Annotated in this window: 20 protein-coding genes; 10 read left to right on the forward strand and 10 right to left on the reverse strand. The window is 62.7% G+C overall.

Going from position 1 to position 19,967, the window contains the following annotated elements:
- The first annotated feature begins 281 nt into the window (after positions 1-281).
- Positions 282-1,682, forward strand: a complete 1,401-nt coding sequence (gene trmFO / locus K7H91_RS01430; RefSeq protein ID WP_230718397.1) for a methylenetetrahydrofolate--tRNA-(uracil(54)-C(5))-methyltransferase (FADH(2)-oxidizing) TrmFO — start codon at positions 282-284, stop codon at positions 1,680-1,682.
- Positions 1,683-1,700: 18 nt separating this feature from the next.
- On the opposite strand, the gene K7H91_RS01435 is transcribed toward trmFO, so the two are convergent.
- The 5 genes from K7H91_RS01435 to yajC all read right to left on the reverse strand — a co-directional run bounded on the left by K7H91_RS01435 (position 1,701) and on the right by yajC (position 6,557).
- Positions 1,701-2,123, reverse strand: a complete 423-nt coding sequence (locus tag K7H91_RS01435; RefSeq protein WP_230718398.1) for a hypothetical protein — start codon at positions 2,121-2,123, stop codon at positions 1,701-1,703.
- Between the two features lie 119 nt (positions 2,124-2,242).
- A complete protein-coding gene (locus K7H91_RS01440; protein ID WP_230718399.1) occupies positions 2,243-3,094 on the reverse strand; it encodes a phytoene/squalene synthase family protein in 852 nt (283 codons plus the stop codon).
- Positions 3,095-3,130: 36 nt separating this feature from the next.
- Positions 3,131-3,517: an Mth938-like domain-containing protein gene (locus tag K7H91_RS01445; RefSeq protein ID WP_230718400.1), complete on the reverse strand. Its 387-nt coding sequence runs from the start codon at positions 3,515-3,517 to the stop codon at positions 3,131-3,133.
- A gap of 4 nt (positions 3,518-3,521) precedes the next feature.
- Positions 3,522-6,077: a protein translocase subunit SecDF gene (secDF, locus tag K7H91_RS01450; RefSeq protein ID WP_230718401.1), complete on the reverse strand. Its 2,556-nt coding sequence runs from the start codon at positions 6,075-6,077 to the stop codon at positions 3,522-3,524.
- Between the two features lie 135 nt (positions 6,078-6,212).
- Complete coding sequence (gene yajC / locus K7H91_RS01455; RefSeq protein ID WP_230718402.1) at positions 6,213-6,557, reverse strand: preprotein translocase subunit YajC; 345 nt, start codon at positions 6,555-6,557, stop codon at positions 6,213-6,215.
- A gap of 231 nt (positions 6,558-6,788) precedes the next feature.
- Between yajC and K7H91_RS01460 the strand changes: the two genes are divergently transcribed.
- A complete protein-coding gene (locus tag K7H91_RS01460) occupies positions 6,789-7,658 on the forward strand; it encodes an ATP-binding protein (RefSeq protein ID WP_230718403.1) in 870 nt (289 codons plus the stop codon).
- A gap of 267 nt (positions 7,659-7,925) precedes the next feature.
- On the opposite strand, the gene ettA is transcribed toward K7H91_RS01460, so the two are convergent.
- The gene (gene ettA / locus K7H91_RS01465; RefSeq protein ID WP_230718404.1) at positions 7,926-9,575 is read right to left on the reverse strand and encodes an energy-dependent translational throttle protein EttA; all 1,650 of its coding nucleotides are present in this window, start codon (positions 9,573-9,575) and stop codon (positions 7,926-7,928) included.
- A 182-nt stretch (positions 9,576-9,757) separates the two neighbouring features.
- On the opposite strand from ettA, the gene K7H91_RS01470 reads away from it, so the two are divergent.
- On the forward strand, positions 9,758-10,084 hold the full coding sequence (locus K7H91_RS01470; protein WP_230718405.1) for a BON domain-containing protein: 327 nt from the start codon (positions 9,758-9,760) through the stop codon (positions 10,082-10,084).
- A 4-nt stretch (positions 10,085-10,088) separates the two neighbouring features.
- Here the strand turns inward: K7H91_RS01470 and K7H91_RS01475 are convergent, their stop codons facing one another.
- The 4 genes from K7H91_RS01475 to K7H91_RS01490 all read right to left on the reverse strand — a co-directional run bounded on the left by K7H91_RS01475 (position 10,089) and on the right by K7H91_RS01490 (position 12,591).
- Positions 10,089-10,805, reverse strand: coding sequence for a ribonuclease T2 (locus tag K7H91_RS01475; RefSeq protein ID WP_230718406.1), 717 nt, complete (start codon positions 10,803-10,805; stop codon positions 10,089-10,091).
- Between the two features lie 123 nt (positions 10,806-10,928).
- The gene (locus K7H91_RS01480; protein ID WP_230718407.1) at positions 10,929-11,273 is read right to left on the reverse strand and encodes a RidA family protein; all 345 of its coding nucleotides are present in this window, start codon (positions 11,271-11,273) and stop codon (positions 10,929-10,931) included.
- A 67-nt stretch (positions 11,274-11,340) separates the two neighbouring features.
- On the reverse strand, positions 11,341-11,679 hold the full coding sequence (locus K7H91_RS01485; protein ID WP_230718408.1) for a TIGR01244 family sulfur transferase: 339 nt from the start codon (positions 11,677-11,679) through the stop codon (positions 11,341-11,343).
- A 75-nt stretch (positions 11,680-11,754) separates the two neighbouring features.
- On the reverse strand, positions 11,755-12,591 hold the full coding sequence (locus tag K7H91_RS01490) for a DUF4432 family protein (RefSeq protein ID WP_230718409.1): 837 nt from the start codon (positions 12,589-12,591) through the stop codon (positions 11,755-11,757).
- 166 nt (positions 12,592-12,757) lie between these two features.
- Between K7H91_RS01490 and K7H91_RS01495 the strand changes: the two genes are divergently transcribed.
- The 7 genes from K7H91_RS01495 (at position 12,758) to K7H91_RS01525 (ending at position 19,918) form a co-directional block, all read left to right on the forward strand.
- Positions 12,758-14,092 carry a L,D-transpeptidase gene (locus K7H91_RS01495; protein ID WP_230718410.1) on the forward strand — a complete coding sequence of 445 codons (1,335 nt, stop codon included), beginning with the start codon at positions 12,758-12,760 and terminating at the stop codon, positions 14,090-14,092.
- A 91-nt stretch (positions 14,093-14,183) separates the two neighbouring features.
- Positions 14,184-15,608, forward strand: a complete 1,425-nt coding sequence (locus K7H91_RS01500) for a cryptochrome/photolyase family protein (RefSeq protein ID WP_230718411.1) — start codon at positions 14,184-14,186, stop codon at positions 15,606-15,608.
- Positions 15,609-15,703: 95 nt separating this feature from the next.
- The gene (locus K7H91_RS01505; protein WP_230718412.1) at positions 15,704-16,735 is read left to right on the forward strand and encodes a cysteine synthase A; all 1,032 of its coding nucleotides are present in this window, start codon (positions 15,704-15,706) and stop codon (positions 16,733-16,735) included.
- Between the two features lie 10 nt (positions 16,736-16,745).
- On the forward strand, positions 16,746-17,468 hold the full coding sequence (locus K7H91_RS01510; RefSeq protein WP_230718413.1) for an alanyl-tRNA editing protein: 723 nt from the start codon (positions 16,746-16,748) through the stop codon (positions 17,466-17,468).
- 89 nt (positions 17,469-17,557) lie between these two features.
- The gene (gene sseA / locus K7H91_RS01515; RefSeq protein ID WP_230718414.1) at positions 17,558-18,397 is read left to right on the forward strand and encodes a 3-mercaptopyruvate sulfurtransferase; all 840 of its coding nucleotides are present in this window, start codon (positions 17,558-17,560) and stop codon (positions 18,395-18,397) included.
- Between the two features lie 5 nt (positions 18,398-18,402).
- Positions 18,403-18,966 (forward strand): GNAT family N-acetyltransferase, encoded by a 564-nt coding sequence (locus K7H91_RS01520; protein ID WP_230718415.1) that lies wholly within the window; start codon positions 18,403-18,405, stop codon positions 18,964-18,966.
- A 25-nt stretch (positions 18,967-18,991) separates the two neighbouring features.
- Positions 18,992-19,918 (forward strand): glutaminase, encoded by a 927-nt coding sequence (locus K7H91_RS01525; RefSeq protein WP_419197425.1) that lies wholly within the window; start codon positions 18,992-18,994, stop codon positions 19,916-19,918.
- Positions 19,919-19,967: the final 49 nt, after the last annotated feature.

The following is a 19,967-nucleotide window of genomic DNA, read 5'->3' on the forward strand; positions in this document are numbered from 1 at the left end:
TGATTTGACGCCGCCTTGCGCCGGCAGCCGAAATCCGTCGGGCACTGCTTCCCTTCCAATAGTTTGACAATTGCAAAGCGCCTTTCAACAGCCTACCTCATAAAAGATGTCGCGTGTTTGACGAGGACAGTAATTTTCTGCCCCTCCCCCTCCCGCGATTTCTGCGCGCCGGACCTCGACGGCGGCGGCGGCTTCTGGCATGTGCAGGGGCAATGCGGTATTCAGCCGCGGCCGCGCAGAAGCGCGATGAGCCCCTGAACTCCAGTCTGATTGAGGCACCCATGTCCGAGCACAAACCCATACATGTCATCGGCGGCGGCCTTGCCGGTTCCGAAGCCGCCTGGCAGATCGCCAATGCCGGCATCCCGGTCATTCTACACGAGATGCGCGGCGTGCGCGAAACCGCCGCCCATAAGACCGACGGGCTTGCCGAACTGGTCTGCTCCAACTCGTTCCGCTCCGATGATGCCACCAGCAATGCGGTGGGCGTGATCCATGCGGAGATGCGCCTTGCCGGATCGCTGGTCATGGCCTCGGCGGATACCCACCAGGTGCCGGCGGGGGGCGCGCTGGCGGTCGATCGCGACGGCTTTTCCGCCGCCGTGACCGCGATGCTCACCGACCATCCGCTGGTCACCATCGTGCGCGAGGAAGTCGCGGCCCTGCCGCCGGAAGAGTGGGACCAGGTAATTATCGCCACCGGGCCGCTGACCGCGCCCGCGCTGGCGGAAGCCATTCAGGAAAGAACCGGCAGCGAGGCTTTGGCCTTCTTCGACGCGATCGCCCCGATCGTCTATCGCGATACGATCGACATGGATATCTGCTGGTTCCAGTCGCGCTATGACAAGGTCGGCCCCGGCGGCACGGGCAAGGACTATATCAACTGCCCGATGGACGAGGCGCAGTACAACGCCTTCATCGACGCGCTGATTGCCGGCGACAAGACCGATTTCCGCGAATGGGAAGGCACGCCCTATTTCGACGGCTGCCTGCCGATCGAGGTGATGGCCGAGCGCGGCCGCGAGACGCTGCGTCACGGCCCCATGAAGCCGATGGGCCTCACCAATGCCCACAATCCTGAGGTCAAGCCCTACGCGGTCGTCCAGCTCCGCCAGGACAATGCGCTTGGCACGCTCTACAACATGGTCGGCTTCCAGACCAAGCTGCGTTATGGCGCGCAAAAGGAAGTCCTGCAGATGATTCCGGGCCTTCAGGAGGCGGAATTCGCCCGCCTTGGCGGCCTCCACCGCAACACCTATCTGAACTCGCCGGTCCTGCTCGATGGCACGCTGGTGCTGAAGGGCCGGCCGGGTCTGCGGTTCGCCGGCCAGATCACCGGCTGCGAGGGCTATGTGGAAAGCGCCGGCATCGGCCTTCTCGCCGGCCGTTTCGCCGCCGCCGAGCGTCTTGGCAAAACGCCGGTCGTCCCGCCGCCGGAAACCGCGCTCGGCGCGCTGCTCGGCCATGTCACCGGCGGGCACCTTGCCCATCAGGAGGAAGGCGGCAAGCGCTCGTTCCAGCCGATGAATGTGAATTTCGGGCTATTTCCGGAACTTGAACCCGGCGCGCTGATCGATCCCGAGACCGGCAAGAAGCCGCGCGGCAAGGCGAAATCCAGCGTCAAGAAGCAGCTGATGGCAACGCGCGCGCTCACGGCCTGCAAGGCCTGGCTGGAGAGCTGAGAGGCAGCCTGCCCGGGCTCAGCGGGCGTTGAGCATCCATGTGGACACATCGGCGGCATCCTGTTCGCTCTGGAACAGGTAATTGCCGCTGAAGAAATCCGCCTCGGGATAATCCACCTGAAGACCGTTCGCCTCCGGCAGCGCCCTCAGCCGGTACTCGCTCTGCACCACGATGATCGCCTGCCCCTTGCCGCGCCGCGAGCGGTAAATGCCGACCTTGCCATTAACGAGCCGAAGGAAGAAGGTCTCCATCTCCTTGTCGCCGATCACGCTCGCAACCCTCTCATCGGGATAGCTGCGCCTGAACTCGCTCGCAGCCCATTTATAGGTCTCGTCGACCGAAACATCAGACGCGGAGGGCTGGCTCTTGGGACGGAGCAGGAAATAATAGGCAGCGACGACGGCCGCGATGGCGATTGCGACCCATATCCAAGTTTCCATGCGGCCACTTCCTCTGCTGCTGCATCACGCGCGCCCTGCCCTCCGGACGGAAATGCTGAATGGTTGAAAGCCTGTGCCCGGAACCGGCAGGAGAACCCAAGGTCGACGCGTTATATAAATCAAAACTTACGAAACAGCAAAGAGCGCATCATCGCGAACTGCCTCTTCCACTGCGGCGGCTGGATTGAGTTATCGAGCACATTTTCACCCAAACGCTCGGCCTTTACAAGAATGTTCTTGCAGCTCGATACCGGCAGATAGGCAGGCGCGATTTCCCTGGCAACAGGGCCCTCCGCCTCGAATTTCTCCAGATGGGAGCGGCCGAAGCCGGCAAAGGCGCGGATCGCGTTACCCACGCGATCACGATCGCTGGCGATCAGGAATGATTCGCGATCGAGCCCCGTCGCCGACAGGATTTCGGTCGGGATGAAGACCTGGCCATTGGCGCGATGCCGGCTCATCAAGAGCAGCGAGCCCGACACCGCCTGCGCCACGCCGGCATGGCCGGCCGCTGTGGAAGCCGCGGCGGCCTTTTCGCTGTCGAGCACCAGGCTTGCAAGCTGGATCAGGGCGGAGGCGGTTTCGCCGGCATAGCCTTCGAATTCGGAAAGACTGCCCATCGGGTCGTCATAGAGGTCGAATATCCGCGCCTCGCTCATGCCGATCAGGGGCGTGGCGGGCAGGCGGTAAGCCTCAAGCGTCTGCAACAAGCGGGCAGCCAAGGGGTTGCGCTGGCTCTCGCCATGGCCGCTGCCCTCCAGCAGGTCGCGCCAGTATTGCAGGCGCACCTCGCCCGGCAGCGGCTCGCTGATCCGCTCGCGCACCCGGGCGAGTTCGGCATTGAACAGATAGAGCGCCGTCAATGCCGGCCGGTGTTCGGCCGGCGAAAGCAGCACCGCGAGATAGCGGTCGCGATCGGCCTCGCGAAGCTCGGCGAGCAGCGGATCCGGCCCTTCTTGTGCGTCGGCCAATGGTTTCTCCGGTATCAGGATCGAGGCTACTTGAAACTATACCGCGATCAGCGCCGCGGCCACCGCGCGGGATTCTTCCAGCAGGATATTGTAGGTGCGGACCGCTGCTCCCGTATTCATCGGATCGGCGACAATGCCGCGTTCCTTAAGCGCGTCCTTCAACGGACGCGGCAGCAGCGACAGGTCCAGCCCCGTACCGACCAGCAGAACCTCGATCCCGTCCGCTTCGGCAAGCACGCGCTCGAACGTCTCGACCGCCATCTCCTGCGGCGACGTCACATCCCAGCCGTGGATGCCGGACGGCAGGCACAAAAGCGAGCCGCGATGCGACATGTCGGCAAAGCGGAAGCCGCCATTGCCGTAGGTGTCGATCGGCGCGCGACCGGGAAAATGCGCCTCGTGTATTTCGATGCCGCGCGCCATATCGTCAGATCGTCTCCACGGTTCCATGCTCTTCGGGCGCGCCCTCGTCCTTCTTGTTGAAGGTGTCGGGGCGCAGTTTGAAGGCGATCAGCACGGGGGCCGCGATATAGATCGAGGAGAAGGTGCCGACCGCGACGCCGAACAGCATCGCGAAGGTGAAGGAGCGGATCACCTCGCCGCCGAAGACGTAGAGGGCAGCCAGCGCCAGCATCGTCGTCACCGCCGTCAGGATGGTGCGCGACAGCGTGTGGTTAATCGAGATATCGATCAGTTCCGGCAGCGGCATCTTCTGATAGCGTCTCAGATTTTCGCGTACGCGGTCATAGACCACCACCGTATCGTTCAGCGAATAGCCGACGATGGTCAGCACCGCCGCGATACTGGTGAGATTGAACTCGACCCCCGTCAGCACGAAGATACCGATGGTCAGGATCACGTCGTGGGCGGTGGCGATGATCGCGCCGACGGCGAACTGCCACTCGAAGCGGAACCAGATATACATCAGGATCGCGATCAGCGAGGCAAGCACGCCAATGGTCGCAGAGCGGCTGAGTTCGCCGGAGACCACCGGACCCACCACCTCGACGCGCGAGAAGGTGTAGTCGCTCTCCAGCGCGGAGCGGATCTTCGAAATCGCGCTCTGCTCGGCATTCGCCCCGCCATCCTGGGCCGGAATGCGGATCAGCACATCCTTGTCGGAACCGAAGCCCTGAGCCTGCACCGCGCCGATATTCAGCTCGTTCAGCGTGGTGCGGATATCGGAGAGGTTCGCCGCGCCGGATTTCGCCTCCACCTGCACGACCGAGCCGCCGGTGAAGTCGATGCCGAGATTCATACCCTTGGTGCCGAAGCCGACGACCGATGCGATGACCAGCACCACCGAGATGATGAAGGTGACCCGGCGGAAATTCATGAACGAGAAATTGATCCCGTCGAACATGCCGGTGCGGATGCCCTTCGGCAGTTCCTTCGGGCGCTTGCGGCGCACCCATTCGGCAATCATCCAGCGCGTCAGGTAGAAGGCGCTGAAGATCGTGGTGATGATGCCGATCGCCAGCGTCACCGCGAAGCCGCGCACCGGCCCCGAACCGAGGAAGAACAGGATGACGGCGGCAATCAGCGTCGTCAGGTTGGCGTCGATGATGGTGCCGAAGGCGCGCGAGAAGCCGGCGTCGACGGCCTGCACAATGCTGCGGCCATTGCGACGCTCCTCGCGGATACGCTCGTAGATCAGCACGTTGGAGTCCACCGCCATGCCGATCGTCAGCACGATGCCGGCGATACCCGGCAGGGTCAGCGTCGCCCCGATAACGCTCAGTAGCGCAAGCAGCATCACGATGTTGAAGAACAGCGCGATGTTCGCGACGAGGCCGAACATGCCGTAGAAGGCGACCATGAACACGACCACGGCGGCCGCGCCGATGACAGAGGCGGTCACACCGGCCCGGATCGAATCGGCGCCGAGACTCGGCCCGACCGTACGTTCCTCGACCACCGTCAGCGTCGCCGGCAGCGCGCCGGCGCGCAGCAGCACGGCAAGGTCGTTGGCGCCCTGGACGGTGAAATTGCCCGAAATCTGGCCCGACCCGCCAAGGATCGGCTCGTTGATCACCGGCGCGGAAACGATCTGGTCGTCGAGCACGATCGCGAAGGGGCGGCCGACATTCTGCTGGGTCGCCTGGGCGAAGCGCTGGGCGCCGCGCGAATCAAAGCGGAAATTGACCACCGGCTCATTGGTGCGCTGGTCGAAGGCGGCCTTGGCGTCGACCAGGTCCTCGCCCGAGATCAGCGCGCGCTTCTCGATCACGTAGGGCACCGGCGGATCATCCATCGAGTAGAGCACTTCGGTGCCCGCCGGCGGCCGGCCCTCGATCGCGTCCTGCGCCGAGGTCGTGGTATCGACCATGTGGAACGTCAGTTTCGCGGTCTTGTTCAAGAGCGCCTTCAGGCGCTGCGGATCGTCAAGGCCCGGCACCTGCACGATAATGCGGTCGTCGCCCTGGCGCTGGATCAGCGGCTCGGTGGTGCCGAGCTCATCGACGCGGCGACGGATCACCTCGATCGACTGTTCGACGGCGGAGCGCATGCGGTAATCGATGCCCTGTTCCGTGAGCGTCAGGCGGATGAGGCCGTTGCCGTCATCATCCATCGTGACTTCCTGGAAGGTGCCGCCGTTCAGCGTGCCGGCATTGACATATTCGGCAAGCGGCTCGAGCGCGGCTTCGGCTTCCACATACTGCGCCGGATCGGTGATCCGCACCTGGGCGCTGTCGCCGGAACCGGAAAGGCCAGTATAGCGCACCTGCGCCTCGCGCAGGTCGGCGCGCACATCGTCCACCAGCGTGTTCAGCCGGTCGGTGACGATGTCATCCCGATCGACCTGCAGCATGATGTAGGAGCCGCCCTGAAGGTCGAGGCCAAGCGTGATCTTGCTGTCGGGCATCCATCCCGGGAGCTTCGACAATTGCTGGTCGCTGAATATATTCGGCAAAGCGATGACGATGCCCACCGCAACGACTAGCCAGATGAAGAAGGTCTTCCAACGGGAAAAATACAGCATGAAGGTCTCGGTTCGTCGGTTTCACGAAGCAGGCGGCAGCCTGGAAGGCCCCGCCTCTGTTTCGGCGCTCGGGCCGAAGGCATGCAATAGAATTACGGCCGAACCGGGCTTTTTCACGGTTCGGCCGTAATGAAATCAGGACTTGGCGTCTTCAGTCTTCACCGGCTCGCCCTTGACGCGGACGTCGGAGACATAGGCGCGCATGATGCGGATGCGGACGCCGTCGGCGATCTCGACTTCAAGCTCGTTGTCGTCGATGACCTTGACCACCTTGCCGACAATGCCGCCGCCGGTAACGACCTGATCGCCGCGGCGAATGGCGGAGAGCGTTTCCTGGCGCTTCTTGGCCTGGCGGCGCTGCGGCCGGATCAGCAGGAAATACCAGATCGCCATCAGCGGCACGAACAGGAAGATCATTTCCATGCCGGATCCGAACGGACCTGCGGCGCCCGCTGCCTGGGCGTAAGCCGTGCTATACATCTTGTCCAAAACTCCTCAAACCAGAACCAGGGCCACGCCCGGCGTCAAGACGGGGCCCACCCCCGCAAACGTGTCGCCGGTATATAGTCGGAGCCCCGTTCAATGCAACAATAGCCTATGAAACACCGATGCTTTTTGCGCTTTAGTGGCCTTTTTACCCGGGAATCGACCTTGCATCCGCTTCCGAAACCGGAAATCTGGACGACAAAGACGATAGCATTGGAGAACAACGTGAACACCGAGACGACAGACAAGCTCCTTGCGGAGGTAACGCGGATCGCCAATGCGCTGGAGCGCCTGTCAGGCCCACAGCCGCGCCAGAACGATCTCGACGCCGCCGATTGCTTTGTCTGGAAGCCGGAGAAGCGCTACCTCGCGCCGGTCGCGAGCCCCAGCCGCGTCGATCTGTCGCTGATCCGCGGCGTCGATCATGTCCGCGACATCCTATTTGAAAACACGCTGCGCTTCGCCGAGGGCTTTCCGGCCAACAACGCGCTGCTCTGGGGCGCGCGCGGGATGGGCAAGTCCTCGCTGGTGAAGGCGGTTCACGCCGCGATCATCGCCGAACACAAGCCGCCGCTGAAACTAGTGGAACTCTACCGCGAGGATATCGGCACGCTCGGCGACCTGCTGGAGATCATCAAGGCATCCTCCCACCGATTCCTGCTGTTTTCGGACGACCTCTCCTTCGATCACGATGACGCCGCCTATAAATCGCTGAAGGCGGCGCTCGATGGCGGCGTCGAGGGACGGCCGGAAAACGTGCTGCTCTACGCCACCTCCAACCGCCGCCACCTGATGCCGCGCGACATGATCGAAAACGAGCGCTCCACCGCGATCAACCCGTCCGAGGCGGTCGAGGAAAAGGTTTCGCTCTCGGATCGCTTCGGCCTCTGGCTCGGCTTCCACAAATGCTCGCAGGACGATTATCTGGCGATGATCGACGGCTACGCCGCCCATTTCGGCCTCGAAGGCACGACCGAAACCCTCCACGCCGAAGCTCTCACCTGGGCCACCACCCGCGGCGGCCGCTCCGGCCGCGTGGCGTGGCAGTTCGTGCAGGATCTGGCAGGACGGCAGAGGAAGCGGCTGGATTTGTGATGGAATGGGCCTGCGAAGACCTCGGGCTCGCAAAAGCAAGCGTGTTGCCTGAGGTGATGCAGCTTGCTCCCAATACTCTCTCCCGATGGCGGGAGAGATGCCCCGAAAGGGGCAGTGAGGGTGGCGCGGCATTTCAAATCGTGAGGGCGTTCGTGGTGATATTCTCCCCCCTCACTGTCGCTGTCGCGACATCTCTCCCCTCCGGGGCGAGAAGACTTGGGGGCTATGCGGCAATGGCTTTCAACCGCCGCATAGCCACTGGATCGACTACCGAGTCAGCCGCTTATACGAAACCCGGCTGGGTTTGACGCTCTCAGGCCCGAGCCTTCTGATCTTGTCTTCCTCGTAGTCTTCGAAGTTGCCCTCGAACCATTCCACGTGGCTGTCGCCCTCGAAGGCGAGGATGTGGGTGGCGAGGCGGTCGAGGAACATGCGGTCATGGCTGATGACCACGGCGCAACCGGCGAAGTTTTCCAGCGCGTCTTCAAGCGCGCCGAGCGTCTCGGTGTCGAGGTCGTTGGTCGGTTCGTCGAGCAGAAGAACGTTGGAGCCGGACTTCAGCATCTTGGCGAGGTGAACGCGGTTGCGCTGGCCGCCGGAGAGATTGCCGACCTTCTGCTGCTGGTCGCCGCCCTTGAAGTTGAAGGCGCCGCAATAGGCCCGCGAGTTCATCTCGAACTTGCCGAGCTTGATGATGTCGTTGCCGCCGGAAATCTCTTCCCAGACATTCTTGTCGCCATCGAGCGAATCACGGCTCTGGTCGACATAGCCGAGGTCCACGGTCTCGCCGACGCGGATGTCGCCGGAATCCGGCTTTTCCTGACCGGTGATCAGCTTGAACAGCGTCGATTTACCCGCGCCGTTCGGGCCGATGACGCCGACAATGCCGCCGGGCGGCAGCTTGAACGACAGGTCCTCGAACAGCACCCTTCCGTCATAGGCTTTCGACAGGTTCTCGGCCTCGATCACGACATTGCCGAGACGCTCGCCGACCGGAATGATGATCTGCGCATCGCCGGGACGACGGTTTTCAGCGGATGCCACCAGTTCGTCATAGGCGCGGATACGGGCCTTCGACTTGGCCTGGCGGGCTTTCGGGCTGGAAGCGATCCACTCCTGCTCGCGCGACAGCGCCTTCTGGCGGCTGCCCTCTTCGCGGGCCTCCTGCGCCAGGCGCTTGGCCTTGGCCTGCAGATAGGCCGAATAATTGCCTTCGTAGGGAATGCCGCGGCCGCGGTCGAGCTCGAGGATCCAACCGGTGACATTGTCGAGGAAGTAGCGGTCGTGAGTGACCATCAGGATCGCGCCCGGATATTCGCGCAGGTGCTTTTCAAGCCAGGCGATGGTCTCGGCGTCGAGATGGTTGGTCGGCTCGTCGAGAAGCAGCAGATCGGGCTGGCGCAGCAGAAGCTGGCAGAGCGCGACGCGGCGCTTTTCGCCGCCGGAGAGGTTTTCGACATTGGCGTCGCCCGGCGGGCAGCGCAGCGCGTCCATCGCCATCTCGACCTGATTTTCGAGGTCCCAGAGGTTCTGCGCGTCGATCTCGTCCTGAAGGCGCGCGCCCTCGTCCGCCGTCTCGTCGGAATAATTCATCATCAGTTCGTTGTAGCGGTCGACGATCGCCTTCTTGTGGGCGACGCCTTCCATCACGTTTTCGAACACGGTCTTTGTCGGATCGAGCTGCGGTTCCTGCGGCAGATAGCCAAGGGTTGCGCCCTCGGCGAGCCAGGCCTCGCCGGTCCACTCCTTGTCGAGACCGGCCATGATCTTCAGTACCGTCGACTTACCGGCGCCGTTCGGGCCGAGAATGCCGATCTTGGCGTCCGGGTAGAACGACAGATGGATGTCTTCGAGAATCTTCTTGGCGCCGTAGGCCTTCTTGAGCCCGGCCATGTGGTAGATGAACTGTCGTGCCATATCTTTCCTGCTTCCCGTCAATTGGATGCTTGGGCCGCTATGTATGCGAAAGCGGCTTCGGAAACAATGCGCCTTCCGGAATTGCTCTCGCTGTCACAAACACGTCATGAAATGAACAATCGCCCGCGTCAGACGTTTAGACCTGCAGAACTGAAACAATGGCATTTGGGAAGGAAGCGACAATGGTACTGAAAAAAGCGGCTTTCTACGGCGATCCGGTTGAAGACACCGAGGAATGGAATCCCGACGCCCGCCGGGAGGATGCAATCGCCAGCGAACTGGCTTCCTCCGGCCTGCTCGATGCCACGGAAGTCCATGTCACCGTCAAGGGCGAAGAGGCGCGGCTGACCGGCGAAGTCTACATGCGCGAGGAAATCGCGGTCGCCGGCAATATCGCGCTCTCCGTCGAGGGCATCAAGCGGGTGCGCAACGCCATCCGACCGAAGCAGCGTCATCTGCGCAGTTCTGGCAAGGAAGACGATGCCCGCGCCCAGAGCCGCACGCTCTGAGGAATTATTGCAGGCCGGCGGGGTCAACGATCCCGCTGTCGCATCCGATCGCCGTCCTGCCGGCACCCTGTATCAGGTCTTCCAGAGACGTGCCCGGTGCATATTTGTCCGAAAGGCCGATCGTGATCTCATCGATCAACTGGCGATCTCCATCGGCAACACAGCTGATCTTGATGCGATTCCTGGCGTTGCGCCCGAATGCGCTGTCAAACGCCTTGGCAATCTCGTCGGCCGAGAGCTCCCTGCCGATATTCGACTGAAACAGCCTGGCGACCTCCGAACCGTTCAATTGCTCAAGTAGGTCCACAGACGTCTGGAAATAGTTTTCCGGCGTGAACCTGGTGCAGGTGCCGTGCTTCACCCATTCGTGGCGCTGGAGATTGGATTGCGTCCCCGGCATCACCTTCGCCAGCGATTTACGCAGGCCATCGCTCAGCGTGAGCGCAGGCAAGGCGTTCCAGTTTCCGTTTTCATCAGTCGCGCGAACGTCCCCCGCAACGCCGCAATAGTTCTCGCCGAGCGGCCAGAGCCCATGCAGCGAGAAATGGCCGGCATCATAGCGGCTTTCCGTCTGGCTCTTGCATTCGGGCTTATCCTGATGGCCTTCGCAGAAGGCCGGCTGCCAGCTGACGGCCAGGATCGCCGCGGTTTCGCGGGCCATCGCCGACGTCGCCGCAGTCGCCATCATCGATATTCCGATCAATGCTGCCTTGATTTTCATGTTGTCCCCCACCCCAAAAGTTGAAACCGTCGCAAAAGAACTGCCGGCTGAACAGTTTTAATACATGCCGCCGGAATGGCCTGGATGCGCCCCAGGCCATTCCGGCGGCAAACGGCGCAGCGATCAGTCCAGCGCGGCGATCACGGTGAACTCGACGAGAATATGCGGCGCGGCAAGTTCGGCCTGGCTGGTTGCGCGCGCCGGCGTGTTCGCCGGATCGACCCAGTCTTTCCAGACCGCGTTCATCTCGGCGAAATTGCCCATGTCCTTCAGATAGACCAGCGTCTGCAGGATCTTCGACTTGTCGGTCCCGGCCTCGGCCAGAAGCGCGTCGACCTTGGCGAGGCATTCCTTCGCCTGCGTTGTCACGTCCGCGCCCTCACCGGTCTGGCCGGAGAGATAGACCGTGTTGCCATGGACAACCGCGCCGGACATGAGGGGGCCGGGCTTGATACGTCTTACCGTCATCGCATTCACTTTCTTTTGCATGCAGAAACAGAAGGCGGCCCACCGGGACCGCCTTGATTAGGAGAACTCAGCCGCGCAGGCGCTTGGCTTCCTCGTAGATCCGGGTCGAGCGCGCGCCCGAGCGGCAATAGGCCAGCACCGGCTTTTCCATGTCATCCAGCGCATCGACCATGCCGGTCACGGCCTCGGGTGTCAGGCCCATGCCGCCGACGGGCACGTGAGCGAAATAGAGGCCGGCACCCTCGGCCGCCTGCTTGATCTCGGCAAAGGTCGGCTGACCCGGCTCCTCGCCGTCCGGCCGGTTGCAGACGATGGACTTGAACCCCGCCGCCTTGATCTCGGCGATCTCGTCCGGCGTGATCTGCGGGCTGACGGCATAAAACTCATCGATCGGGCGGATATTCATGACGGTATCCCTGTTGCGTTTGCTACGCAGAAACTAAGAAGATTTTGACGATTTGCAAGTCGGCGGACGGTCTGGCTATTCGAAACGAATTTTTAGCGAAAACCGCTTCGAGCCGCCCGGCGCCACCGGTTCCAGCTCGCCGGCTTCGGCAAGCTTGCGCCGCGAGGTCCAGCGATGGGAGACCGGCTCGATGCCGAGAATATGCGCCGGCGCCTCCTGATTGCGCCAGACCTGCAGGTAAGGCAGCGTCGCCGTATCGACGGAAAGCGTGAAGGAGCGCCCGCCAAGGGCCGCGATCGGGCCGAGCCGGGTCGTCGACCAGCCATCTTCGCCGCGTGCCGCCGGCACGCAGAAGATGCCGTGATCGCCCTCGCCGAACCGCCAGGGCAGCGCGCCCTCGGGCAGCGAGGCGCTTTCGAGCCGCACGCCATCGTCGAAATGCTTCGCGCCGAAATTGATATGATACATCACCATGATCGGCAGCGCCCGGTCGGACCGGTTGATGACCGTGTCGGCGAGCGTCAATTCGCCGGTTGCAGCCTCCAGCGTCCAGCGGCGCTCGATCAGCATCTCGCCGCCATTGGCGGTCTTCACCGGGATCGCGGCAATGCATTCGGCGCCGGCCGGTCCCGTCTCCAGAGACTTGACCACAGCCGCATTGGCGGAGGCGGAGCCGTGCAGCGGATAGAACCGCCCTTCCTCACCCTCCACCGGCTCCGGATGGCGGATATGCTCTGGGCCGCAGGTGAACAAAAAGCCTTCCAGCGAATGGTCGATGCGCGGGTCGCCATCATCCGGAATGGCCCGTTTCGGGGCGATGTCGACGCCCGCCACGACGCAGCCGCCGATATCGAGAACCGATGTCGGATCAAGTTGAAAGGAAGGGCCGTCCGGGATGCTGAAATCGATCATGAGGCGTCCGTCATAAAACCAAATTTAACCACGTTTGCACGATAATGAAACCTGCCGGTTCAGCCGACGTTCATTCTCCAGGGCCTTGAATCCATCCTATGCGAATCCTGCCCAATGCGAATCCGGCAAGGGTTTCGCCGATTATAACGGTCACACGGTCGAAGACATGCGAAAAGCGACATTGTACACCATTCCCTTCTATCTGGCGCTGGCGGCGGTGCCCGCGGTCAGCCCGGCCCATGCGCATGAACCGCTCTACAGGGATGGCCGGCAGATCCTGCTGATCGCGCCCGATGGCGCAATGCTCGACTATGTGCCGGAAGCCGGCAGCGTGGTCTTGAGCCGCGATGCCGATGGCCGCCAGATCCTGCTCGACGCGTATGGAAACCTCGTGGCGACCGAGTTTTATGCTGACGAATATCGTCCCGCCAATGCCGGTTACGATACCGCGTCAGGCTTCGACCGGACGTGGCAAGGCGGCGGCAACTGGGGCGAACGACCGTTCGGCACGAATGGTCACGCCCGCTGGAGCCGCGATTTCGGCAATCAGAACGCCTACCCTCCGCCGCCGTCCAATGATTTTCCTTCAGCGCCGCAAACCGTGACGCCCGACCGCCCGGAGCCTAGTGCCCCGGTTGCCAGAACATCGGCAAAGCCGGATATGAATGTCGTCGCGACCCAGGTGTTTCTCGACCGCAAGGGCTTTTCCCCGGGCGTGATCGACGGCCTGATGGGCGACAATGTCAGGAAGGCGCTGGACGCCTATGCCGAGGCCACCGGCGAGCGGCTCAATCCCGTTGCCGACAGCGAAAAGATCATGCAGGCGCTGTCGCTGGAGGGCGGGCTGCCGTTTACCACCTACACCATCACCGCGACGGATGCCGCAGGCCCCTATGTCGCCGCGATCCCGTCCGACTACGCCGAAAAGGCCGAACTGCCGGAGATGTCCTATACATCGGTCTCCGAAATGCTGGCCGAGAAATTCCATATGGACGAGGGTTTCCTGAAAAGGATGAATCCGGATGCCGATTTCTCCCGGCCCGGCACCACGGTCAAGGTCATCAGCATCGGCAAGCCGAAAAAAGCCAAGGTCGAGCGAATCCTCGCGGACAAGGCCCTGAAGCAGTTGCGCGCCTATGATGCCGAGGGCACGCTGATCGCGGCCTATCCGGCCACGATCGGCTCGGCGGACACGCCCTCGCCCTCCGGCACCGTCTCGGTCCAGCGGATCGCGATCGATCCGAACTACACCTATAATCCGCACAAGAACTTCAAGCAGGGCGACAACAACCAGGTGCTGACGATCAATCCCGGCCCGAACGGCCCCGTCGGCAATGTCTGGATCGCGCTCTCGAAGCCGAGCTACGGCATCCACGGCACGCCCGATCCTGACAAGATCGGCAAGACCTCAAGCCATGGCTGCGTGCGGCTGACCAACTGGGACGCCAAGGAGCTGGCCGGCATGGTCTCGCCCGGCGTGACGGTCGAATTCATCGACTGAACCCGTTTGCCACGCCGCATCGCCTTGCGACCTTTGCCATCCGCTGTCAGCGCCCTACATCAAGCGCGGAACAAACGGATGACGAGGGACAATGGCGAAACCGGCAATTTACTGGATCCGCAACGATCTGCGCCTTTCCGACAACCGCGCGCTCGCCGCCGCCCTGGAAGATGGCCGGGCCGTGGTGCCGGTCTATATCCGCGAGGATAACGGCAACGGGCCGCTTGGCGCGGCGCAGGCGTGGTGGCTGGAGCGCTCGCTGGAAAAGCTGACATCCCGCTATGATGCGCTGGGCGCGCCGCTGGTGTTGCGGAGCGGCGACCCGCTGAACGTGTTGCGCGCGTTGATCGAAGAATCCGAGGCCGAGGCCGTGTTCTGGAACCGGCGCTACAGCACCGAAGGCATCCGCGCCGACAAGGCGGTGAAGGCAGCGCTCGGCGAGGACGGGATCACGGTCAGGAGCTTTTCAGGCCAGATCCTGCATGAGCCTTCAAACTTCAAGACCAAATCCGGCGGTCCCTACAAGGTCTACACCCCGTTCTGGAAGGCGTTTTCCGCTGATCAGCATGTGCCCGACGCGGTCGATGCCCCGAAACGTCTTGAAGGCGTATCGAAGACGGTCAAATCCGAGAAGCTGCAGGACTGGAAGCTCTACGAGGCCAGGCCCGACTGGGCGGCGGGCTTTTCCGACATCTGGCAGCCGGGCGAGGATGGCGCGGTGGAGCGGCTCGAACATTTTGTCGAAGATGTCGTGCAGGATTACGCCGAGAAGCGCGACCGGCCGGACCGGCAGGCGACCTCCATGCTCTCCCCGCATCTGGCGCTCGGCGAAATCTCACCGGCGACGGTCTGGCACCGCATCGATGCCGAAAAATCGATCTCTGCGGAAAACAGGAAGAAATTCCTGCAGGAACTCGTCTGGCGCGATTTCTGCCATCACCTGCTGTTCCATGCGCCGGACCTTGCAGAGAAGAACTGGAACGGGCGCTTCGACGATTTTGCCTGGAAGGATGACGAGGACGCGTTTGCGGCCTGGACCCGGGGCGAGACCGGCTATCCGATCGTCGATGCCGGCATGCGCCAGCTCTGGCGCGAGGGCACCATGCATAACCGCGTGCGCATGATCGCGGCCTCCTTCCTGATCAAGGACTTGATGATCGACTGGCGGCGCGGAGAGAAATGGTTTCGCGACACGCTGGTCGATGCCGATCCCGCCTCCAACGCGGCGAACTGGCAGTGGGTCGCGGGCTCGGGCGCGGACGCGGCCCCGTTCTTCCGGATATTCAACCCGGTCCTCCAGGGCGAAAAGTTCGATCCGGCCGGCGATTATGTTCGCGCCTATGTGCCGGAACTGAAGGATATGCCGAAGAAACACATCCACGCCCCGTTCGATGCGCCCGACGACGTGCTCAGCCAAGCCGGCGTGACGCTTGGCAAGACCTACCCGAAGCCGCTCGTCGACCACAAGGCCGCGCGCAAACGCGCACTTTCCGCCTTCGAGGCGATCAAGGAATGAAATGGCTTTGCTCCAAAGCCGAAAGCGGCGAAAACTAAATCCTTGGCAAAGCCCGACCCCGGCGGCACAAGTACGGAAAAATCGAAAGCGAGACCATGACCACGCATTCCTCCGTTATCGACCTGATCGGCAATACGCCGCTGGTGAAGCTCCGCGCCGCCTCGGAGGCGACGGGCTGCACCATTCTCGGCAAGGCCGAATTCCTCAATCCCGGCCAGTCGGTCAAGGACCGCGCAGCACTCTACATCATCCGCGATGCGGAGAGGCGCGGCCTGCTGAAGCCCGGCGGCACGATCGTGGAAGGCACTGCCGGCAATACCGGCATCGGGCTGACCATGGTCGCCAACGCGCTCGGCTACAAGACCGTGATCGTGATTCCCGAGACCCAGGCGCAGGAGAAGAAGGACGCGCTGCGCCTCCTCGGCGCGGAACTGGTCGAGGTTCCCGCAAAACCCTATCGCGACCCGAACAATTACGTAAAACTTTCGGGCCGGCTTGCCGAGAAGCTCGCCAGGGAAAACCCGAACGGCGCGATCTGGGCCAACCAGTTCGACAATGTCGCCAACCGCAACGCCCATATCGAGACCACGGCCGAGGAAATCTGGCGCGACACCGACGGCAAGGTCGACGGCTTCATCTGCGCGGTCGGCTCCGGCGGCACGCTTGCGGGCACGGCGATCGGCCTGAAAGCGAAGAACAAGGACATCAAGATCGGCCTTGCCGATCCGGAAGGGGCCGCGCTTTACGAATTCTATGCCCATGGCGAGTTGAAGAGCGAAGGCGGCTCGATCACCGAGGGCATCGGCCAGGGCCGGATCACCGCCAATCTGGAAGGCTTCACCCCCGATTTCGCCTACCGCATTTCCGACAGCGAGGCGCTGCCGCTGATATTCGATCTGGTAACGGATGAGGGCTTGTGCCTCGGCGGCTCATCGGGCATCAATATAGCGGGCGCCATGCGTCTGGCGCGCGAGCTCGGCCCCGGCCACACCATCGTCACCATATTGTGCGACTATGGCAACCGGTATCAGTCGAAGCTTTTCAGCCCCGAATTCCTGAAGGATAAAGGGCTGCCGCTGCCGCAATGGCTGACCCGAAAAACGGAGATTGCCGCTCCGTTTGAATAGAAAGTAACCCATGCCTGTTGATGCCCTCTACCGCAACGATTTCACCCTGACGAGTTGCGATGCGGTGGTCACTTCAGTGCATGAGAACGGCACGTTCGAGACCGACCGCACCTGTTTTTACGCCACCTCCGGCGGCCAGCCGGGGGATACCGGCATCGCCCGGCGCGCTGACGGCTCGGCGATCGCGCTTGCCGTTACCCGCCATGGCGAGACCAAAGACATCATCCTCCATGTGCCGGCCGAAGGCGAGACGCCGCCCGCCCTCGGCGACAGGCTCCACCTTGAAATCGACTGGCCGCGGCGGCTGAAGCTGATGCGCATGCACACCGCCTGCCACCTGCTTTCCGTCGTCTGTCCCTATCCGATCACCGGCGCATCCGTCGGCGAAGACGAATCCCGCGTCGATTTCGACATGTCGGAAACGATCGACAGGCAAGCAGTCACGGCTGCGATGATGAAGCTGGTTGCCGAAGACCATCCGGTCTATGTGCAGTGGATCACCGATGAAGAGCTGGCCGCCAATCCCGGCATTGTCAAATCGAAGAATGTCCGCCCGCCGATGGGCATGGGCCGGATCTCGCTGATCGCGATCGGCGAGAATGCCAGCGTGGACAGCCAGCCCTGCGGCGGCACCCATGTGCTTTCCACCGACGAGGTCGGCGGCATCCACATCGGCAAGATCGAAAAGAAGGGCCGCGAGAACCGCCGTTTTCGAATACGGTTTGACGCCTAGAGCATCGGGCGAAAAAGTGGAATCCGGTTTTTCGATAACCCGATGCGTCAAAACAAAAAGCTAGAGCATCGCATGAGGAGTGTCGTCAGATGAATTTTGTCGTTTCGCCGGAATGGGTCGAGGAAAGGCTGGGCAAGCCCGGCTTTTCGGTCATCGATGCCTCATGGTATCTGCCGGCCCATAACCGCGACCCGAAGGCCGAATACCTGGCCGGCCATCTGCCGGGCGCGGTGTTTTTCGATCACGACGCGGTTGCCGACACATCCTCCGGCCTGCCGCACACCCTGCCTGCGCCGGAGATGTTTGCCGCCGAAATGGAAGCGCTCGGCGTCGGCAGCGATCACACGATCGTGGTCTATGACGGCCCGGGCTACCTGGCAGCCCCGCGCCTGTGGTGGATGCTCAGGATGATGGGCGCGAGCGACGTCTACGTGCTCGATGGCGGCCTTGACGGCTGGCGCGGCGAAGGCCGCGCCCAGGAGACCGGCGCCCCCGCGCCTCAACCCGCGAAATTCGTGCTCGACTCCAAACCGCACCGCGTCACCTCTTTTGAAGACATGCGCGACATCGTCGCCTCCGGCAGAAGCCAGATCGCCGATGCGCGCAGCGCCGCCCGGTTCGAGGCGGCGGAGCCGGAACCCCGCGCGGGCATGCGCGCCGGCCACATGCCGGGCGCTAAAAGCCTACCATCCTCGTCCTTTGCCGAAAATGGCCGGTTCAAATCGCCCGAAGAGCTTCGCGCCCTGTTCGATGAGGCCGGGATTGACCTTGGGAAACCGGTGGTCACCACCTGCGGCTCCGGCGTCACCGCCGCGATCATCACGCTTGCGCTCGAAACGCTCGACCACACCGACAATACGCTTTATGACGGCTCGTGGTCGGAATGGGGCAGCCGCGATGATACGCCCGTCGCGACCGGAAAGGCCTGAGCGCGATGACGAAAAAGACGACAGCACCGATCCCGGTCCACGTCACCCGGCTTGAAATGACCGCTGCGCCAAAGGCCCATTTGCTGGCGCCGGCGAATCTTCATATCGCGCTGATGCGGGTGCCGGAAATTCCGCTTGCCTATTACCGTTTTCTCTATCGCCAGGTCGGCTCGCGCTGGGAGTGGGTCGACCGGGTGCGCATGAGCGACGAGGACCTTGCCGCCACCATCCACAACGACCGCACCACGGTGACCGTGTTCTATCTGGAAGGCGCGCCGGCCGGCTTTTACGAATACCACCGCGAGGATGACAGCGTCACGCGTCTTGTGCATTTCGGCCTGTTCGAACGCGCGCTCGGCTTTGGCGTCGGCAAGTGGTTCCTGCTTCAGGCGCTGAAGGCGATCTGGGCCGACCAGCCCGAGAAAGTGATCACCGAGACCAACAACCTCGATCACCCGCGCGCGCTCCAGCTCTACCAGCAGTTCGGCTTCTCGCCGGTCTCCACCCATGAAAGCGAAATCGCGCCGTTATCGGATGCCGAGCTTCTGGCATTGGCGCGGCGGTTCTAGTGCCCTTCAGGGGGAGATGACCGGCATGAACCTGCAGACCATTGCTGACGATATCGTGCGCGAGCTCCAGCCGCGCCTCGGCGAGGGCAAGGTGGCGGATTACATTCCCGAACTCGCGAAGGTCGACCCCAATCAGTTCGGCATCGCCATCACAACCGTTGACGGCAAGACCTACCTTGCGGGCGATGCCGAGACACAGTTTTCGATCCAGAGCATTTCCAAGGTGTTCATGCTCACGCTGGCGCTCGGCAAGATCGGCGAGGCGATCTGGAAACGGGTCGGGCGCGAGCCCTCCGGCTCCGCCTTCAATTCGATCGTCCAGCTCGAGCACGAGCACGGCATTCCGCGCAATCCCTTCGTCAATGCCGGCGCGATCGTGGTGACCGATATCGTGCTGGCCGGCCATGCGCCGCGCGAGGCGATCGGCGAATTCCTGCGCTTCATGCATTTCATCGCCAATGACGAGACGCTTTCGATCGACGAGAAGGTCGCGCAATCGGAACAGCGCACGGGCTTCCGCAATTTCGCGCTCGCCAATTTCATGCGCGGCTTCAGGAATATCCACCACCCGGTCGACCACGTGCTCGGCGTCTACTTCCATCAATGCGCGCTGATGATGAACTGCGTCCAGCTTGCCCATGCCGGGCTTTATCTGGCCAATCACGGCACCAATCCGCTGACGGGCTTTTCCGTGGTCTCGCCGCGCAGGGCGCGCCGCATCAACGCGATGATGCTGACCTGCGGCCATTATGACGGTTCCGGCGATTTCGCCTTCCGCGTCGGCCTTCCCGGCAAATCCGGCGTCGGAGGCGGCATTCTGGCGGTCGCGCCCGGCAAGGCCTCGATCGCGGTCTGGTCGCCGGGGCTGGATGCGACCGGCAACCCGGCGCTCGGTTCGGTCGCGCTCGAAATGCTGGCGGCGCGCACCGGCTGGTCGGTTTTTGCGGGTTGAACCTTTCGGTGTAAACGGGCATTCCCTTTGAGCGCGTCCAGGAAAAGTG

The organism is Martelella mediterranea (assembly GCF_021021415.1).
Taxonomy (GTDB): domain Bacteria; phylum Pseudomonadota; class Alphaproteobacteria; order Rhizobiales; family Rhizobiaceae; genus Martelella; species Martelella mediterranea_C.

Bases quoted from the DNA above. Each gene is read 5' to 3' on its own strand.
- trmFO (WP_230718397.1), top strand. From the start codon at position 282: ATGTCCGAGCACAAACCCATACATGTCATCGGCGGCGGCCTTGCCGGT.
- K7H91_RS01435 (WP_230718398.1), bottom strand. From the start codon at position 2,123: ATGGAAACTTGGATATGGGTCGCAATCGCCATCGCGGCCGTCGTCGCT.
- K7H91_RS01445 (WP_230718400.1), bottom strand. From the start codon at position 3,517: ATGGCGCGCGGCATCGAAATACACGAGGCGCATTTTCCCGGTCGCGCG.
- secDF (WP_230718401.1), bottom strand. From the start codon at position 6,077: ATGCTGTATTTTTCCCGTTGGAAGACCTTCTTCATCTGGCTAGTCGTT.
- yajC (WP_230718402.1), bottom strand. From the start codon at position 6,557: ATGTATAGCACGGCTTACGCCCAGGCAGCGGGCGCCGCAGGTCCGTTC.
- ettA (WP_230718404.1), bottom strand. From the start codon at position 9,575: ATGGCACGACAGTTCATCTACCACATGGCCGGGCTCAAGAAGGCCTAC.
- K7H91_RS01470 (WP_230718405.1), top strand. From the start codon at position 9,758: ATGGTACTGAAAAAAGCGGCTTTCTACGGCGATCCGGTTGAAGACACC.
- K7H91_RS01475 (WP_230718406.1), bottom strand. From the start codon at position 10,805: ATGAAAATCAAGGCAGCATTGATCGGAATATCGATGATGGCGACTGCG.
- K7H91_RS01480 (WP_230718407.1), bottom strand. From the start codon at position 11,273: ATGACGGTAAGACGTATCAAGCCCGGCCCCCTCATGTCCGGCGCGGTT.
- K7H91_RS01485 (WP_230718408.1), bottom strand. From the start codon at position 11,679: ATGAATATCCGCCCGATCGATGAGTTTTATGCCGTCAGCCCGCAGATC.
- K7H91_RS01490 (WP_230718409.1), bottom strand. From the start codon at position 12,591: ATGATCGATTTCAGCATCCCGGACGGCCCTTCCTTTCAACTTGATCCG.
- K7H91_RS01495 (WP_230718410.1), top strand. From the start codon at position 12,758: ATGCGAAAAGCGACATTGTACACCATTCCCTTCTATCTGGCGCTGGCG.
- K7H91_RS01500 (WP_230718411.1), top strand. From the start codon at position 14,184: ATGGCGAAACCGGCAATTTACTGGATCCGCAACGATCTGCGCCTTTCC.
- K7H91_RS01505 (WP_230718412.1), top strand. From the start codon at position 15,704: ATGACCACGCATTCCTCCGTTATCGACCTGATCGGCAATACGCCGCTG.
- K7H91_RS01510 (WP_230718413.1), top strand. From the start codon at position 16,746: ATGCCTGTTGATGCCCTCTACCGCAACGATTTCACCCTGACGAGTTGC.
- sseA (WP_230718414.1), top strand. From the start codon at position 17,558: ATGAATTTTGTCGTTTCGCCGGAATGGGTCGAGGAAAGGCTGGGCAAG.
- K7H91_RS01520 (WP_230718415.1), top strand. From the start codon at position 18,403: ATGACGAAAAAGACGACAGCACCGATCCCGGTCCACGTCACCCGGCTT.
- K7H91_RS01525 (WP_419197425.1), top strand. From the start codon at position 18,992: ATGAACCTGCAGACCATTGCTGACGATATCGTGCGCGAGCTCCAGCCG.